Annotated in this window: 13 protein-coding genes and 1 pseudogene; 3 read left to right on the forward strand and 11 right to left on the reverse strand. The window is 70.9% G+C overall.

Features of this window, described 5'->3' with window-relative positions:
• Nucleotides 1-217 precede the first annotated feature (217 nt).
• On the forward strand, nucleotides 218-796 hold the full coding sequence (locus AB1046_RS11555) for a DUF6069 family protein (protein WP_369375409.1): 579 nt from the start codon (nucleotides 218-220) through the stop codon (nucleotides 794-796).
• A gap of 39 nt (nucleotides 797-835) precedes the next feature.
• On the opposite strand, the gene AB1046_RS11560 is transcribed toward AB1046_RS11555, so the two are convergent.
• Both AB1046_RS11560 and AB1046_RS11565 read right to left on the reverse strand, forming a co-directional pair.
• The gene (locus AB1046_RS11560) at nucleotides 836-1495 is read right to left on the reverse strand and encodes a response regulator (RefSeq protein ID WP_369375411.1); all 660 of its coding nucleotides are present in this window, start codon (nucleotides 1493-1495) and stop codon (nucleotides 836-838) included.
• Nucleotides 1492-3141 carry a sensor histidine kinase gene (locus AB1046_RS11565; protein WP_369375413.1) on the reverse strand — a complete coding sequence of 550 codons (1650 nt, stop codon included), beginning with the start codon at nucleotides 3139-3141 and terminating at the stop codon, nucleotides 1492-1494. The genes AB1046_RS11560 and AB1046_RS11565 overlap by 4 nt, the downstream gene beginning before the upstream one ends.
• A gap of 108 nt (nucleotides 3142-3249) precedes the next feature.
• Between AB1046_RS11565 and AB1046_RS11570 the strand changes: the two genes are divergently transcribed.
• Nucleotides 3250-4101, forward strand: coding sequence for a GAP family protein (locus AB1046_RS11570; protein WP_369375415.1), 852 nt, complete (start codon nucleotides 3250-3252; stop codon nucleotides 4099-4101).
• Between the two features lie 31 nt (nucleotides 4102-4132).
• The gene (locus AB1046_RS11575) at nucleotides 4133-5965 is read left to right on the forward strand and encodes a cation:proton antiporter (protein ID WP_369375417.1); all 1833 of its coding nucleotides are present in this window, start codon (nucleotides 4133-4135) and stop codon (nucleotides 5963-5965) included.
• 37 nt (nucleotides 5966-6002) lie between these two features.
• On the opposite strand, the gene AB1046_RS11580 is transcribed toward AB1046_RS11575, so the two are convergent.
• The 9 genes and pseudogenes from AB1046_RS11580 to AB1046_RS11620 form a co-directional block, all read right to left on the reverse strand.
• Nucleotides 6003-7133 (reverse strand): branched-chain amino acid aminotransferase, encoded by a 1131-nt coding sequence (locus AB1046_RS11580; protein ID WP_369375419.1) that lies wholly within the window; start codon nucleotides 7131-7133, stop codon nucleotides 6003-6005.
• A gap of 189 nt (nucleotides 7134-7322) precedes the next feature.
• On the reverse strand, nucleotides 7323-8381 hold the full coding sequence (locus AB1046_RS11585; protein ID WP_369375421.1) for a 3-isopropylmalate dehydrogenase: 1059 nt from the start codon (nucleotides 8379-8381) through the stop codon (nucleotides 7323-7325).
• Between the two features lie 105 nt (nucleotides 8382-8486).
• Nucleotides 8487-8891, reverse strand: a pseudogene (locus tag AB1046_RS11590) (pyridoxamine 5'-phosphate oxidase family protein); the annotation flags it as partial.
• A 276-nt stretch (nucleotides 8892-9167) separates the two neighbouring features.
• Complete coding sequence (locus AB1046_RS11595; RefSeq protein ID WP_369375423.1) at nucleotides 9168-9566, reverse strand: VOC family protein; 399 nt, start codon at nucleotides 9564-9566, stop codon at nucleotides 9168-9170.
• Nucleotides 9567-9672: 106 nt separating this feature from the next.
• The gene (locus tag AB1046_RS11600) at nucleotides 9673-10365 is read right to left on the reverse strand and encodes an ASCH domain-containing protein (RefSeq protein WP_369375425.1); all 693 of its coding nucleotides are present in this window, start codon (nucleotides 10363-10365) and stop codon (nucleotides 9673-9675) included.
• Nucleotides 10366-10572: 207 nt separating this feature from the next.
• Nucleotides 10573-11601 carry a ketol-acid reductoisomerase gene (gene ilvC, locus AB1046_RS11605; RefSeq protein ID WP_369375427.1) on the reverse strand — a complete coding sequence of 343 codons (1029 nt, stop codon included), beginning with the start codon at nucleotides 11599-11601 and terminating at the stop codon, nucleotides 10573-10575.
• A gap of 125 nt (nucleotides 11602-11726) precedes the next feature.
• Nucleotides 11727-12275: an acetolactate synthase small subunit gene (gene ilvN, locus AB1046_RS11610; protein WP_369375429.1), complete on the reverse strand. Its 549-nt coding sequence runs from the start codon at nucleotides 12273-12275 to the stop codon at nucleotides 11727-11729.
• A gap of 16 nt (nucleotides 12276-12291) precedes the next feature.
• Nucleotides 12292-14172: an acetolactate synthase large subunit gene (locus tag AB1046_RS11615; RefSeq protein WP_369375431.1), complete on the reverse strand. Its 1881-nt coding sequence runs from the start codon at nucleotides 14170-14172 to the stop codon at nucleotides 12292-12294.
• Nucleotides 14173-14487: 315 nt separating this feature from the next.
• Nucleotides 14488-15219 carry a hypothetical protein gene (locus tag AB1046_RS11620; RefSeq protein ID WP_369375433.1) on the reverse strand — a complete coding sequence of 244 codons (732 nt, stop codon included), beginning with the start codon at nucleotides 15217-15219 and terminating at the stop codon, nucleotides 14488-14490.

Genomic DNA, 15219 nt, shown 5'->3' on the forward strand with positions numbered 1-15219 from the left:
GAATGTCCCGGGAATGTCCGGGCTGCCTCAGCTCCGATGAACCGGTGCCAGTCACATCTGGCAATGACATCTGCCCAGAACCTAGCGATCGTGCCCGCCGAGGACCATGGGCACCACTGCCCACCACCGGGAAAGCCCAGTTCACCGGTCGTGTCCCGTGCGACCTGGCCCGATCCGTGGTGGAGTGGACATAGGGCTCACAACCGGAGGTACCGCGATGAGCGACCCGAACCGCCCCTATGACCCCGAGTACGGGGAGCAGCCCCCGCCGGTCTATCCGCCGCCCGCCCAGACCCCGGGTACGCCCACCCAGCCCGTAGGAAGCCCTGCCCACGAACACGTCCAGCCGGTCTCGTCCGGCACGGAGAACCCGCGGCTCGGCCTGGAGGTCGGCCGCTACTGGGCCGGCGCGATGGCGACGGTCCTCGTGGCTGCCCTCATCGGGTTCGCCGCGGACTTCATCCTCGAAGAGGTTCTGGGTCTCGAGGTCCAGCCGCAGGCCGACCTGTTCGGCACCGGTTCCGACCTGGTGGCCTGGATAGTGGCGGGTGTGCTCTTCGCCCTCGCCGGCGCGGCCGTGCTCTACCTGCTCGTCCTGAGCACACCGCGTCCGAGGGCGTTCTTCGGCTGGGTGGTGGCCCTGGCCACCGTGATCCTCGCCATGGTGCCGTTCGCGGGCCAGGCGGAGATCGTGCCGGCCATCCTCGCCGCGATCGTCTGGATCATCATCGGCTCGGCTGTCTGGTCGCTCCTGACGGGAACCCTGAGCCGCACGGTGGTCCAGCGCACGCCCTGACCGTCTTTCTCGTTGAGTGCCGGGGCGTTGAGTGCGGCGTCAGGCCAGGCCCGCGTCGCGGGCCGCGATCGCGGCCTGGACGCGGGAGGTGACGCCGAGCTTGGCGAGCACCCGTGACACGTGGGTCTTGGCCGTGGCCTCGCTGATCGTGAGCTCGGTGGCGAGCTCCGCGTTGGACAGGCCGCTGCCGAGGCCGGCCAGCACGTCGCGCTCCCGCGGCGTCAGGTCCGCGGGCAGGGGCGTCACGGGGCCGCCCCGGTGGCCCGCGCGACTCCCGTCGCGCGGCGCGGACAGCTCCGCGATCAGCCGCCGGGTCACCTCCGGCGCCACGACGCCGTCGCCGGCCGCGACGTGCCGCACCGCGTCGACCAGCGCGGACGCCTCGGCGGTCTTCAGGAGGAAGCCCGCCGCGCCGGCCCGCAGCGCGCCGAACACGTATTCGTCCAGGTCGAACGTCGTCAGCACGAGCACCTCGGCCAGCCCCTCGTCCACGATCTGGCGGGTCGCGGTCACACCGTCGGTCCCGGGCATGCGGACATCCATCAGTACGACGTCGGGACGCAGCGCCCGGGCGTTCGCCACCGCTACGGCGCCGTCACCGGCCTCGCCGATGACCTCGATGTCACCGGCCGTCGCGAGCAGCATGCGCAGACCCGCGCGGATCGCCGCGTGGTCGTCGGCGAGCAGGACACGGATCATGCGCGGACCTCCGGTGTTGGCGGATCCGACGGCGCGGACGGCGCGGACCCTACGGGCGCGGGCCCTGCAGGCGCGGACCCTGCAGCTGTGCGGCCGGGCAGCGGCAGGACTGCCCGGACCCGCCATCCCGTGCTGTCGGGGCTGGCGCCCCCAGCACGCACAGGCCCCGCCTCGAACGAGCCGCCGAGGGACTCGACGCGCTCCCGCATCGACACGAGCCCGATCCCGGTGCCGCCGCCGACGTCGGCCCGGGCGCGGGGTGTCTCACCGGGACGCACACCGACGTCGTGCACCTCCAGCTCCAGTCTCTCCCCCGCGACGACCCGCAGCTCGGCCCGGGTGCCGCCGTGCTTGAGCACGTTCGTCAGGGCCTCGCGTACCACCCGGTACACGGCGTGATCCACGGCCGTGGGCAGCGGCGTCCGGCCGGTCAGCAGACCGCCCGGGTCCGTCACGGTCAGGTCCAGCCCGGCGAGCCGCACCTGGTCCAGCACCCCGGCGAGCTGCGCGGCCCGCGGCGCGGCGAGCAGACCGATGCTGCCGCCGAAACCAAGGCTTGAGCCGCCATCGGCATCGGCATCGGCACCGGCACCGGCACCGGCACCGGCACCGAACCGATCGGACTCCGCACGCCACGCGGCCGTACCTGCCCTGTCCGAGCCTGCCGCCGCCGAGCCTGCCACCACCGAGCCGGATGTCGCCGAGCCGGATGCCGCCCAGCCCGTCGAGTTCGAGCCCGCCCTGCCGGAGTCAGCCCTGCCAGAGTCAGCCCTGCCAGAGTCAGCCCTGCCGGATTCAGTCCTGCCGGAGCTGTCCTCGTCCGGCACCGGGCTCGCGCTCAGCACCCGGATCATCGCCTGCATCTCCTCCAGCGAGGCGAGGCTCTCCGTGCGCACGCTGCGCAGTGCGGCCCGGTCGCGCTCCGCCCCCGCGGGACCTGCGAGCGCCGCGCCCGACGTGATGGCGATGGCCGACAGGTGGGAGGCGATGACGTCGTGCAGGTCGCGGGCGACGGCGGTGCGCTCGGCGCGGACGGCGTCGTGCCGGGATGCCTCCGCGAGTCGCAGGAGTGCGGTGCCGCGTTCCCGTTCGAGCTGTTCCCGGTCCTGCGCGGCGGCGGTGAGCTCGCGGCCCTGGCGCACGTTGGCGCCCCACCACAGCGGCGTGACCAGGAGGGTGGCCGCCTGGAGGCCGCCGAGGACGGCGGCGCGCGCGTCGCGGGTGAGCTCGCCCACCACTACGGCCACGGCGAAGGAGGCGAGCCCGACGCCGATGGCGGCCACGCGCCGCGCCGTCGGGGCACCGTGCAGGTTGACCGCGTAGAGCGCCTCCCACAGGAGCACGATCATGCCGACGCTGCCGCCGAGGGCGACGTCGGCGCCGAACGTGAGGGTGACGACGCAGAGGACGAGGAGGGGGCGGGTCCGCCGCCAGACGAGCGCGATGCAGCCGACGAGCGTCGGGCCGGTGAACCACCAGAGCGGTGTGTCTGGACGGCCGGGCCAGGACGTCCCGGTCAGGCCGAGGGCGCCGAGCGTCATCGCGATGAGGAAGAGGCCTGCCGCCGTCACGATGTCCCCGCGGCGGTCCTCCGCGCGGACCGCAGCCACGAGGGTGCCGAGCAGCGGGGCGATCGTGCGGAACATCTCCCTATCTCAGCACGACGGCGCGCGGTGCGGGTCATCCGAACGATGTACCGACTGTCGGCGCTTCGGCCGATGCGGACCTGTGGGACGTCCGCCAGGCTGGCTGCCATGGACTTCATCTCCGGCGAGCTCACGGGTGCCGTGCTGTTCGGCGCCCTGGCGCTGCTCGCGCTCATCGACTCCACCAGCTTCGGCACCCTCCTCATCCCGGTGTGGCTGCTCATGACGCCCGGCCGGGTACGTGCGGGGCGGATCCTCGTGTACCTCGGATCGATCGCCGGCTTTTATGCGGTGCTGGGCATCCTGATCCTGCTGTTCGCCTCGACGCTGGGTGACCTGTTCGCCGGGCTGGCCGACTCCCGTCCGTTCCTGATCGCGCAGCTCGCGGTCGGCGTCGGGCTGTTCGTGTGGAGCTTCCGGCTGGACCCGGCGAGCGCCCAGAAGCGTGCGGCGAAGGAGGCAGCAGAGCGCGAGGCCGAGCGGATCGCAGCGGGGCTGCCTGCATCCCGGGCAGGGGACGGGACGGCCGACGGTGCCGCGCAGAGTGCCGCGCAGGGTGCCGCGCAGCAGACCCCCGCTGGCGGCCGCCTGAACCGCTGGCGGGAGCGCGCCGTCGGCTCGGAGGCCGGGTCGATGCGCGGGCTCGTGGCTCTGGCCGTCACGGCCGGCCTGGTCGAGATCGCCTCGATGCTTCCGTACCTCGCCGCGCTCGGCCTGATCGGTACGCAGGGTCCGGGCTGGCCGATGTCGGGGCTCTGGATCCTGGGGTACTGCGCGATCATGATCGCGCCCGCCCTGGTGTTCCTGACCCTGCGCGTCGTCGCCGCAGGGCTGGTGGAGCGTCCTCTCAGCCGGCTCGACGCGTGGCTCACGAAGAACGCGGCGAGCACCACCGCGTGGGTCGTCGGGATCGTGGGGTTCCTGGTGGCCCGGGACGCGATCGGCAGGCTCTGGGGCTGAACGCGCAGTAGTTTGCTGCCAGTCTTGGCACATGACCGAACCGCTCGTCGTGATCGTGACCGCACTGGTGGCGATCGCCGCGGCGACCGTCGCCGGCCCGCGCCTGGGCATCGCAGCACCCCTCGTGCTGGTCGGCATCGGCGTCGCGGCGAGCTTTCTGCCCGTCTTCGAGTCGACGCACATCGAGCCGGAGTGGATCCTCGAGGGCGTCCTGCCGCCGCTGCTCTACTCGGCCGCGGTGTCGATGCCGGCGATGAACTTCCGCCGCGAGTTCGGGGCGATCAGCGGCCTGTCCGTGCTCCTCGTTGTCGGCAGCGCGCTCGCGCTCGGCCTGTTCTTCATGCTCGTCATCCCGGACCTCGGGTTCGCGTGGGGCGTCGCCCTGGGCGCGATCGTGAGCCCGACCGACGCCGTCGCGACGTCGATCGTCAAGCAGACGCCGGTGTCCAAACGCGTGGTGGCGATGCTCGACGGCGAGAGCCTGCTCAACGATGCGACGGCGCTCGTGCTGCTGCGGACCGCGATCGTCGCGACCGCCGCGTCGTTCTCGTTCTGGGGTGCGGTCGGCACGTTCGCATACTCCGTGGCTGTCGCGGTGGCGATCGGCGGGGTCGTGTCCTGGCTGAATCTCACGGTCCGCAGGCGCCTGACGGACCCGACGGTCAACACCGTCCTCTCGTTCACGGTGCCGTTCGTCGCCGTCGTGCTCGCCGAGGCCCTCGGGGCGTCCGGCCTGGTGGCCGCCGTCGTCGCGGGTCTGATCACCGGGATCCGCGCGGCGCGCGAGCTCTCGCCCCAGAACCGGCTGTCGGACGCGCAGAACTGGCGCACGGTCGAGCTTGTCCTCGAGGGCGCGGTGTTCCTGACGATGGGCTTGCAGATCAAGGAGATCGTGACGAGCGTGCAACGGGACCACGCCGGGGTCGGGACCGCCGTGCTCATCGCGGGCGGCGCGCTCCTGCTGACGATCCTGGTGCGTGCGGCGTACGTGACGCCGCTGCTCGGCATCCTCGCCCGCCGGGTCCGGCGCGGCGAGCAGCTGCAGCCCCGGCTGCAGGGGATGCAGGAGAAGCTCGCCACGCCGGAGGGTGCGAAGGAAACGTTCGCCGAGGTCAGCGCACGGTCACAGGGCAGGGCCGGGTCACGGGGCCGGGCCGGCGGGGCACGCCCGCAACGCAGGATGGACGAGCGCAGGACGGACGAGCGCAGGACGGACGAGCGCAACATCGACCGGTTCGCACTCCGGGTCACGCGGGTGCTCGCAGACATCGACTACTTCCTTCGCGAGCCGCTGGGTTGGCGCGAAGGCACCGCGATCGTCTGGGCGGGCATGCGCGGTGCGGTGACCGTGGCCGCGGCGCAGACGCTCCCGGAGGACACCCCGCAGCGATCGCTGCTCGTGCTCATCGCGTTCGCGGTCGCCCTGCTGTCGCTCCTCGTCCAGGGCGGCACGCTTGGCCCGCTGCTGCGCCGCATCACGCCAGACGTGGACCAGGCGGCGGTCGACGAGCAGGACCGTACGGAGCGGGCCCGGATCTTCGCGCTCATGCGGACCGCCGCCGAGGCGGTCCCGGCGCCGCCGGAGCACGAGCCCGAGCCCGAAGGAGAGCGCGAGGGAGAGTACGAGGCAGGAAACGAGGGTGAGCACGAGCCCGATCACGAGGCGACGCAGGAGGGGCCGCACACGCGGGAACAGTTCGCAGGGGCGAAGCAGTACCGCCTCGCGGTCATCGCCGCACAGCGGTCGGCGCTGCTCGACGCCCGCGACAACGGCACCTTCGACGCGGACGTCCTGGCGTACGTGCTGGCCAACCTCGACGCGGCGCAGATCGACCTGGAGATGCGCGGAGGGCCCACCAGCTGACGCCGCGGGCCCTCCACACAACTGATCAAACGAGCGGTCAGGCCAGCCGGCGCATCCAGCCGTGCCGGTCCTCGGTGCGCCCGTACTGGATGTCGGTGAGCTCCTGGCGGATCGACATGGTGAGCTCGCCCGCCTCGCCGCCGTTGACCTCCAGGTCGAAGTTCGACCCGGCGAGCCGCCCCACCGGCGTGACGACGGCGGCGGTGCCGCAAGCGAAGAACTCCTTGACCTTCCCGGACCGCAGCCCGGTGACGACGTCGGCCAGCGGGATGCGGCGCTCGACGGCCTCGTAGCCGCGGTCCGCCGCGAGCCGCAGGATCGACGACCGGGTCACGCCCTCCAGGATGGTGCCGGACAGCTCAGGCGTGTGGATCGTGCCGTCGTCAAGAACAGCGAACACGTTCATCCCGCCAAGCTCTTCCAGGTACTTGTTCTCCACCGCGTCGAGGAAGCACACCTGGTCGAAGCCCTGCTGCTGGGCCTCCATCTGCGGCAGCAGGCTCGCCGCGTAGTTGCCGCCGGACTTCGCGTCGCCCGTCCCGCCCGGGCCCGAGCGGTGGTACTCCTCGGACACGTAGATCGACACCGGGCGGACGCCGCCCGAGAAGTACGGGCCCACCGGCGACGCGATCACGAGGTACTCGGCCTCGAGGCTGGGCCGCACGCCGAGGAACACCTCGGAGGCGTACATGAAGGGGCGCAGGTAGAGGGACGAGTCCTCGCCGTCGGGCACCCAGTCGATGTCCGTGCGGACCAGGGCGGCCAGCGACCCGATGAAGTCGTCCACGCTGAGCGCCGGCAGCGCGAGCCGGTGCGCGGACCGGGCGAAGCGTGCGGCGTTCTGGTCGGGACGGAACGTCCAGACCGAGCCGTCGGCGTGCTTGTACGCCTTGAGCCCCTCGAAGATCTCCTGCGCGTAGTGCAGCACGGCGGTCGCCGGGTCGAGCTGGAGCGGACCGTACTGCTCGATCCGCCGGTCCTTCCAGCCGTCGGCGCTGGACCAGGAGACGCGGGCCATGTGGTCCGTGAACTTGGTCCCGAACTTCGGCGCACGGAGCGCTTCGACGCGCTCCTCCTCGGACGTGGGCGCGTCGGTGGGCCGCACATCAAAGAGCGCAACGAGGTCTTCGAGCCTCGTCGGGAGGATGGGGTTCTGCGTGGTTGTCATGTCGATGCCTTTCACCGGAATGCTCTGGTCAGTCTTCCACGCCCGGCAGGACGGCGGAGCATCCAAGACAGTGGAGGATCCAACAGTGGAGCATCCGAGCCGGGTGTCTACCCGGACGGCCTTCGACGTACGACGGCGGCGCCCGGGGTCGGTCTGCGTGACCCTGGGCGCCGCCGTCGTGCAGCGGGCTTACTCGGTCACGCGGGCCGCGATGTCGCGGCCTACCTCGTCGGTCGTGCGTACCGCGGCGCCGCGCGCCGCGAGATCCGCGGCGACTGCGTCGTGGACGCGCGCGGACTCGGCCGCGAAGCCCAGGTGGTCCAGCAGGAGGGAGACCGAGAGGATGGTGGCCGTGGGGTCGGCCTTGCCCTGGCCCGCGATGTCCGGCGCCGAGCCGTGGACCGGCTCGAACATCGACGGCGCGGTGCGGTCGGGGTTGATGTTGGCCGACGCCGCCAGCCCGATACCGCCCGAGATCGCAGCGGCCTGGTCGGTGAGGATGTCACCGAAGAGGTTGTCCGTGACGATCACGTCGAACCGGCTCGGGTTGGTCGTCAGGTAGATGGTCGCGGCGTCCACGTGCGCGTAGTCGGTGGTGACGTCGGGGAACTCGGCGTTGACCTTCTCGACCGTGCGGCGCCACAGGTGGCCCGCGTGGACCAGCACGTTGTGCTTGTGGACCAGCGTGAGGTGCTTGCGGGGACGCGCCGCGGCCCGGGCGAACGCGTCGCGGACCACACGCTCGACGCCGAATGCGGTGTTGACGCTGACCTCGGTCGCGATCTCGTGCGGTGTGCCGACGCGCAGCGCACCGCCGTTGCCGACGTACGGTCCCTCGGTGCCCTCGCGGACCACTACGAAGTCGATCTCGCCCGGGTTCGCCAGCGGGCTGGCGACGCCCTCGTAGAGCTTGGTCGGGCGCAGGTTCACGTAGTGGTCGAGCGCGAAGCGGAGCTTGAGCAGCAGACCCCGCTCCAGCACCCCGCTCGGGACCGACGGGTCGCCGATCGCGCCCAGCAGGATCGCGTCGTGGCCCTTGATCTTCTCGAGGTCCTCGTCGGTGAGGGTCTCGCCCGTCGCGTGCCAGCGGCGCGCGCCCAGGTCGAACTCGGTGGTGGAGAGCTTGGTGCCCGACGGCGCCAACGCCGCCTCGAGCACCGCGAGGCCCTGTTCGACGACCTCGGTACCGATGCCGTCACCTGCGACCACTGCGAGGTCGATGCCGCCTGTTGTACCCACCTGTGCCATGTCCGGAGCCTATCCGCGCGCACGGTCGGTTGAGACGCAGGTCTCACGGAATGGACGCGCTGAGGCCCAGTGAAGATGCTCAGTCACGAGGCTCAGTCACGAGGCTCAGTCGAACGACCAGGACGTCGCCCCGCCCGGCTCCCGCACGTGCAGCGCGTTCGCCCTGGTGGGGGTAACCCGATACACGTGCCACGGCGCCGGTCCCGCCGACGGCGCGCTGTACGGCGCCGTGAGCGCAGTACCGGACTCATCCACCCCCGCCGGCCAGCCGCCCTCGGCCGCGACCTTCGCGATGTGCGCGACCGTGGCCGGGTCAGTCACCAGCGCGGCGACGCCCTCCACGACGACGTCGTAGTCGTCCGTAGCGACCGCGATCGTGCAGCGTGGCTCACGCTCCATGTTCCGCCCCTTGCGAGCACTCCGGCCGGACACGACGAAGTACCCGCCGTCGTCCCAGAAACCCCCGACACCGGTGGTGTGCGGGCTCCCGTCGGCGTTCACCGTGGTGAGCCAGTGCGAATGGCGGTCAGGCCCCTGACCTCCAGGACCCTGGTCGCCAACGTCGGCAAGTGCCGCGGCGACGGGCTCCCACTAGAGCGGCTGGAGCTCGTAGAGGTCGGCGAGGTTCTTGGTCTTCACGTGTGTGCCCATACAGGTCGGACGGCGCCGGGGCCCGGAACTCATCGGCCGGCCCCGGCGACGGCTCCTACCCCCGGCCCGCGCCCAACTGCTCGCGCTCTACTCGTCCCGCGCGCTAATGGTCCCGCGCGCTACTCGTCCCGCGCGCTACTGGTCTCGCGCCGAGAGCACGCAGAACTCGTTGCCGTCGGGGTCGGTCAGCACCGTCCAGCTCGCGTCGTCCGGCTGCCCGACGTCGATCACGCTCGCGCCCAGCTCGACCAGCCGGGCGATCTCGGCGTCCCGGTCGTCGCTCGTGTGCGGCGCGAAATCCCAGTGCAGGCGGTTCTTTCCGGCCTTCACGTGCTCGACCGGGACGAAGACCATGCCGGGTGGCACCTGGTGGAAGTCCAGCTTCTCCGAGAGCTCCAGCGCCCACGGCGGGACCAGCACCGACTCCGAGTCCGTCTCGAAGATGACCTGCCAGCTCAGGGCCTCGGCCCACCAACGAGCCAGCTTCTTGTGGTCGGTGGACTCCACCACGGTCGAATACCAGCGCAGCACCATCGCCATCACCTCTCGCTTGTGACCTCCGACCCGAGTCCCGGGCCGATGCGCACACGCTAGAACGAGACACTGACATCGACTCGAACGGGTCAGGTGTCAGCGCGGGTCAGGGCTTCGGGTAGAGCAGCTCGAACGTCTCGCACACCACTGGCATGTCCTCCGCGAACTCGCGGCTCTCGGGCAGGTTCCGGCGGAAGTACGCCTCGTGGTCCGCGCGCCACGACTCGAGGCTGCGGTCCCCCTCGGCGGCCGCGAAGTCCTCGTCGACCTCCTCGAACGTCGTGGTCTCGACGCTCGTGGTGCGGATCAGGGCCCGCGGGTGGCCGTCGCCGTCGAGCAGGATCGACAGCTCGCCAACCATCGGCAGGGGCGCGCCCTCGTCGTCGTAGTCCCAGAAGGCGGACGACGTCGCCGTCTTGTCCCCCGCCAGGACCGCGCTGAGCAGCTTCTCCGCGAGCTCGGGCTCGTCGCCGAAGGACCAGGCCTGAGGCGGCACGGTCTCGCTCACGGTCTGCCCGACGACGATGCTCGCCTTCGCGAGGCCCGCGTACTGGCGGGTCGCGGCCCAGAAGTCGAGGACCTCGGCGGCGAGCTCGGCGTCCTCGACCGACACCGCCTCGGGGTCGAACGTCGAGGGATCGAAGGCCTCGGCGTCAGCGGTCTCAACGTCGGCCGCCTTGGCCCCGGTCGTCTCGGCGTCAGTCGTCTCGGCGTCAAGCTCGGCGTCAAGCTCGGCGTCAAGCTCGGCGTCGGGCTCGGCGTCGGGCTCGGTCTTCTCGGGCGTCGTGTCATCGGTCACGGGGGACATCCTGCCAGCACCCGCTGATACCAAGCACCCATCCCGTCATCAGCCGGACAGCGCACGCCCTCCCCCGGGCTGACACAACGGATTCGGGGTGGGTAGCGCTGCGTAGACATTGTCTACGCAGCGCTACCCACCCCGAATCGGTAGGCATCTCCCGAACGCCGTCAAGCACCCGAGAACACCAAGGTCAGCGCGCCAGGATCAGCGCCCCGCGGAACCCTCGACGTAGTCCGAGTCGGACGGCTTGATCCACGCGAACATCTTGCGCAGCTCGCGGCCGGTGGCCTCGATCGGGTGCTGCTCGCCCTTGGCGCGCAGCTCCTTGAACTCGGGTGCGCCGGCGTCCTGGTCGGCGATGAACCGTGCCGCGAAGGAGCCGTCCTGGATGTCGGCCAGCACGGCCTTCATGTTCTCCTTCACGTGCGGGTCGATGACCCGCGGGCCGGAGACGTAGTCGCCGTACTCGGCGGTGTCCGAGATGGACCAGCGCTGCTTGGCGATGCCGCCCTCGATCATGAGGTCGACGATCAGCTTGAGCTCGTGCAGCACCTCGAAGTACGCGACCTCCGGCTGGTAGCCGGCCTCGGTCAGCGTCTCGAACCCGTACTGGACGAGCTGCGAGGCGCCGCCGCACAGCACGGCCTGCTCACCGAACAGGTCGGTCTCGGTCTCCTCGGTGAACGTCGTCTTGATACCGGCGGCGCGGAGGCCACCGATGCCCTTGGCGTACGAGAGGGCCAGCGGCCAGGCGGCGCCGGACGCGTCCTGCTCGACCGCGACGATCACGGGGACGCCGCGGCCGTCGGCAAACTCGCGGCGCACGATGTGGCCCGGGCCCTTGGGCGCGACCATGAACACGTCGTGCCCGGCCTCGGGCTTGATGTACCCGAACCGGATGTTGAAGCCGTGCCCGAAGACGAGCGCGGCGCCCTCCTTGAGGTTCGGCGCGATGTCCTGCGCGTACAGGTGTCGCTGCACCTGGTCGGGCGCGAGGATGACGACGACGTCGGCATCCCGGACGGCGTCCGGCACGGTCGCGATGGTGAAGCCCTCGTTCTCGGCCTTCACGCGGGACGCGGAGCCCTCGCGCAGGCCAACGGTCACCTGCACACCGGAGTCACGCAGGTTCAGGGCGTGCGCGTGGCCCTGGCTGCCGTAGCCGATCACAGCAACCTTCTTCTGCTGGATGATCGACAGATCGGCGTCGTCGTCGTAGAACAGCTCAGCCACGGTTCTTGCTCCTTGTGTTGGGTTTTACAGGTGGAAAGACGAGTTCGGGTTGGAAAGACGAGCTCGGGTCGGAAAGAAGGATGGGAAGACGGGTGGGGAAATACAGTTGGGCCAGGAAGTACGGCTCACGCGGACCGGACGGAGCGTTCGAACGCGCGGTCGGTGATGGACCGTGCGCCCCGGCCGATTGCCAGCGTCCCGGACTTGACGATCTCACGGACACCGTACGGTTCCAGCGCCACGAGGAGGGAGTCGAGCTTCGCGGCGGGCCCGGTCGCCTCGATGACCACGGAGTCCGGCACGACGTCGACCACCCGGGCCCGGAACATCTCGACGACCTCCAGCACCCCGGTTCGGGTGGCGGCGTCGGCCCGCACCTTGACGAGCAGCAGCTCGCGGTGCACTGACGACTCGGGTTCGAGCTCGACGATCTTGATCACGTGGATCAGCTTGTTGAGCTGCTTGGTGACCTGTTCCAGGGGGTGCTCGTCGACGTCGACGACCACGGTGATGCGCGAGATCTCCTCGTGCTCCGTGGGGCCCACCGCCAGGGAGTGGATGTTGAACGCGCGCCGGGCGAACAGCCCGGCGACGCGGGTGAGCACGCCGGGCTTGTTCTCCACGAGCACGGACAGGGTGTGCCTCGACGTCGGATTCGACACGGGGTTCGACATGGGATTCATTCCTCGCTCAGTCTTCTCGGTCCCACGCCGGCGAGATGCCGCGTGCGTACTGGATGTCGTCGTTGCTCACGCCGGCGGCGACCATGGGCCACACCATCGCGTCCCGCGAGACGGTGAAGTCCACGACCACGGGCCGGTCGTCGATCTGATTGGCCCGCTTGATCGCGGCGTCGACGTCGGACGCTCGCTCCACGCGGATGCCCTCGCAGCCGTACGCGTCGGCGAGCTTCACGAAGTCCGGCACGCGCATGGTGCCGTGCCCGGTGTGCAGGTCGGTGTTGGAGTAGCGCGACTCGTAGAAGAGCGTCTGCCACTGCCGCACCATGCCCAGCGAGCTGTTGTTGATCACCGCCACCTTGATGGGGATGTCGTTGATGGTGCAGGTGGCGAGCTCCTGGTTGGTCATCTGGAAGCAGCCGTCACCGTCGATCGCCCAGACGGTCCGGTCGGGCATGCCGACCTTGGCGCCCATCGCGGCCGGGACCGAGTAGCCCATGGTGCCGAGGCCACCGGAGTTGATCCAGGTGTTGGGCCGCTCGTAGCTGATGAACTGCGCCGCCCACATCTGGTGCTGCCCCACGCCCGCGACGTAGATGCCGTCGGGCCCGGTCAGCTCGCCGAGGCGCTGGATCACGTGCTGCGGCGAGAGGTGCCCGTCCTCCGGCTGGGTGTAGCCGCGCGGGTACGTGCGGCGCCACTCGTCGAGCTGGCGCCACCAGCCCTCGATGTCGGGCTTGCCGTGCGCCTCGTGCTCCTTGGCCAGCTCGGGCAGCAGGTCGCCGATGACCTCGCTGAGGTCGCCCACGATCGGGACGTCCGCCTCGCGGTTCTTGCCGATCTCGGCCGGGTCGATGTCGGCGTGGATGATCGACGCCAGCGGGGCGAAGCTGGAGAGCTTGCCCGTCACGCGGTCGTCGAACCGGGCGCCGAGCGCGAAGACCAGGTCGGCCTTCTGCAGCGCCGCCACCGCGGGCACGGTGCCGTGCATGCCGGGCATGCCGAGGTGCTGCGGGTGGCTGTCCGGCACCGCGCCACGGGCCATGAGCGTGGTCACCACTGGCGCCCCGGACAGGTCGACCAGCTTGCGCAGCAGCTCCGCCGCGCCCGACCGGATCACGCCGCCGCCCACGTACAGCACCGGCCGCCGGGCCGTGGCCAGCAGCTTCGCAGCCTCACGGATCTGCTTGGAGTGCGGCTTGGTCACCGGGTGGTAGCCCGGCAGCGACAGCTCCTGCGGCCACGAGAACGTGGTGCGCGCCTGCATCGCCGACTTCGAGATGTCCACGAGCACCGGGCCCGGCCGCCCCGTGGAGGCGATGTGGAACGCCTCCGCGATGGTGCGGGGGATCTCGTCCGGGTCGGTGACCAGGAAGTTGTGCTTGGTGATCGGCAGCGTGATGCCGACGATGTCGGCCTCCTGGAACGCATCGGTCCCGATCGCCGAGGCCCCCACCTGGCCGGTGATCGCCACGAGCGGGATCGAGTCCATGTGCGCGTCCGCGATGGGCGTCACCAGGTTCGTGGCGCCCGGGCCCGACGTCGCCATGGTCACCCCGACCTTGCCGGTCGCGTGGGCGTAGCCCGACGCCGCGTGGCCGCCGCCCTGCTCGTGCCGCACCAGGATGTGGCGGAGCTTGGCGGAGTCCATCAGCGGGTCGTAGAGGGGCAGGATCGCGCCGCCAGGGATGCCGAAGACGGTGTCGACGCCGATCTCCTCGAGCGAGCGGACGATGGACTGCGCGCCCGTGACTTCTTCCGGCCCGACGCGAGGCGTGGCTGCCTCGGGCTCGGTCCTGCCGCCTACCACGCGGGACCGAAGCTCGGTGCGCACCTGGTCACGTGCTTCGGCGCGCGCAGCGATCTGTGCGGGTGTCGGTGTGCCGGTCATACGATTCTCCTGCCGTCGCGCCCCGTCCCGGGGCGAAAGCGAGCGTTCGTGACAACAAAAAAACCCTGCGTCCTTTGGTGAGAAGGACTGCCAGGGTGAGCGCGCGGACGATGCCTGTGCTGGGCTTAGGCCGCGCGCTCAGGAAGTACTACAAGAATGTTCGTCTGCACGTGACGCACGTTACGCCGATTCTTCGCCGGTGTCACCCAGCGGGCCGAAGGTCCCACGATCCGAGACACGGCCGAGTTGCAGCAGCGGCCCAGCCGCGGGATTCCGGGCCTCGCAGTCAAACCTGCAGTCAAACCTGGCCCGCTCCTAGCGTACGTCCCGACGTCGGAACACAACAGCACCGAGCCCGGCCAGCACCACCGTGACGCCGAGCAGCAGGAGCGCGCTCTGCACGAGCGGGACCGCCCCCGTACCGCGGACCCACGCGTCCGCACTGGTGGCCAGGGACCAGTCCGGGGCCACGGACGTCGTGCTCAGCACGATCAGCTCGGCCACGAACCACGCCACGACGAGCGCCACCGCGACCCACCAGCGCCGGACCAGCACACCGAGCGCGGCGCCGCCGACCGCCGTGCACACCGCGAGCGCGAGCACCCGGACGCCGCTCCACGCCAGCGCGGACACCAGGTCCGGCTGCGCACCACCGAGCAGGTCGACCCGAGCGTGCACCCCGTACAGACCGGCGGCCAGCAGCGCGTACGCCACGGCCACCCCGGGCAGCACCGCCAGCCCCGCGGCGGCCACCTTGCTCCAGTACACGCGCCCGCGGCGCGGTTCGACGGTGAGCACCGCCCGTGTCCCACCCGACGCCGCGTCCCCCGTCACCAGCAGGACGCCCGCGACCATGGCCAGGACCACGGAGGTCATCGCGTACAGCGAGAGCTCACCCTGCGCGAGCCTCTCGGTGAGCGTCGACGGGTCCGCATCGAACGCCGTCAGCGCGACCACGAGGGCGACGTACAGCAGCATCGCCGCCGCGATCCACCGGATCGCCGGTCGCACGCCGAACCGGCGCAGCTCGGCCAGAAGCAAACCCAT

The sequence above is a fragment of the Promicromonospora sp. Populi genome, from assembly GCF_041081105.1.
Lineage (GTDB): Bacteria > Actinomycetota > Actinomycetes > Actinomycetales > Cellulomonadaceae > Promicromonospora.

What these genes read in the sequence shown, in the direction of transcription:
- AB1046_RS11560 (WP_369375411.1), bottom strand. Translation starts at nt 1,495, where the DNA reads ATGATCCGTGTCCTGCTCGCCGACGACCACGCGGCGATCCGCGCGGGT.
- AB1046_RS11580 (WP_369375419.1), bottom strand. Translation starts at nt 7,133, where the DNA reads ATGACAACCACGCAGAACCCCATCCTCCCGACGAGGCTCGAAGACCTC.
- AB1046_RS11585 (WP_369375421.1), bottom strand. Translation starts at nt 8,381, where the DNA reads ATGGCACAGGTGGGTACAACAGGCGGCATCGACCTCGCAGTGGTCGCA.
- ilvN (WP_369375429.1), bottom strand. Translation starts at nt 12,275, where the DNA reads ATGTCGAACCCCGTGTCGAATCCGACGTCGAGGCACACCCTGTCCGTG.
- AB1046_RS11570 (WP_369375415.1), top strand. Translation starts at nt 3,250, where the DNA reads ATGGACTTCATCTCCGGCGAGCTCACGGGTGCCGTGCTGTTCGGCGCC.
- AB1046_RS11620 (WP_369375433.1), bottom strand. Translation starts at nt 15,219, where the DNA reads ATGGGTTTGCTTCTGGCCGAGCTGCGCCGGTTCGGCGTGCGACCGGCG.
- AB1046_RS11595 (WP_369375423.1), bottom strand. Translation starts at nt 9,566, where the DNA reads ATGGTGCTGCGCTGGTATTCGACCGTGGTGGAGTCCACCGACCACAAG.
- AB1046_RS11555 (WP_369375409.1), top strand. Translation starts at nt 218, where the DNA reads ATGAGCGACCCGAACCGCCCCTATGACCCCGAGTACGGGGAGCAGCCC.
- AB1046_RS11565 (WP_369375413.1), bottom strand. Translation starts at nt 3,141, where the DNA reads ATGTTCCGCACGATCGCCCCGCTGCTCGGCACCCTCGTGGCTGCGGTC.
- AB1046_RS11615 (WP_369375431.1), bottom strand. Translation starts at nt 14,172, where the DNA reads ATGACCGGCACACCGACACCCGCACAGATCGCTGCGCGCGCCGAAGCA.
- AB1046_RS11575 (WP_369375417.1), top strand. Translation starts at nt 4,133, where the DNA reads ATGACCGAACCGCTCGTCGTGATCGTGACCGCACTGGTGGCGATCGCC.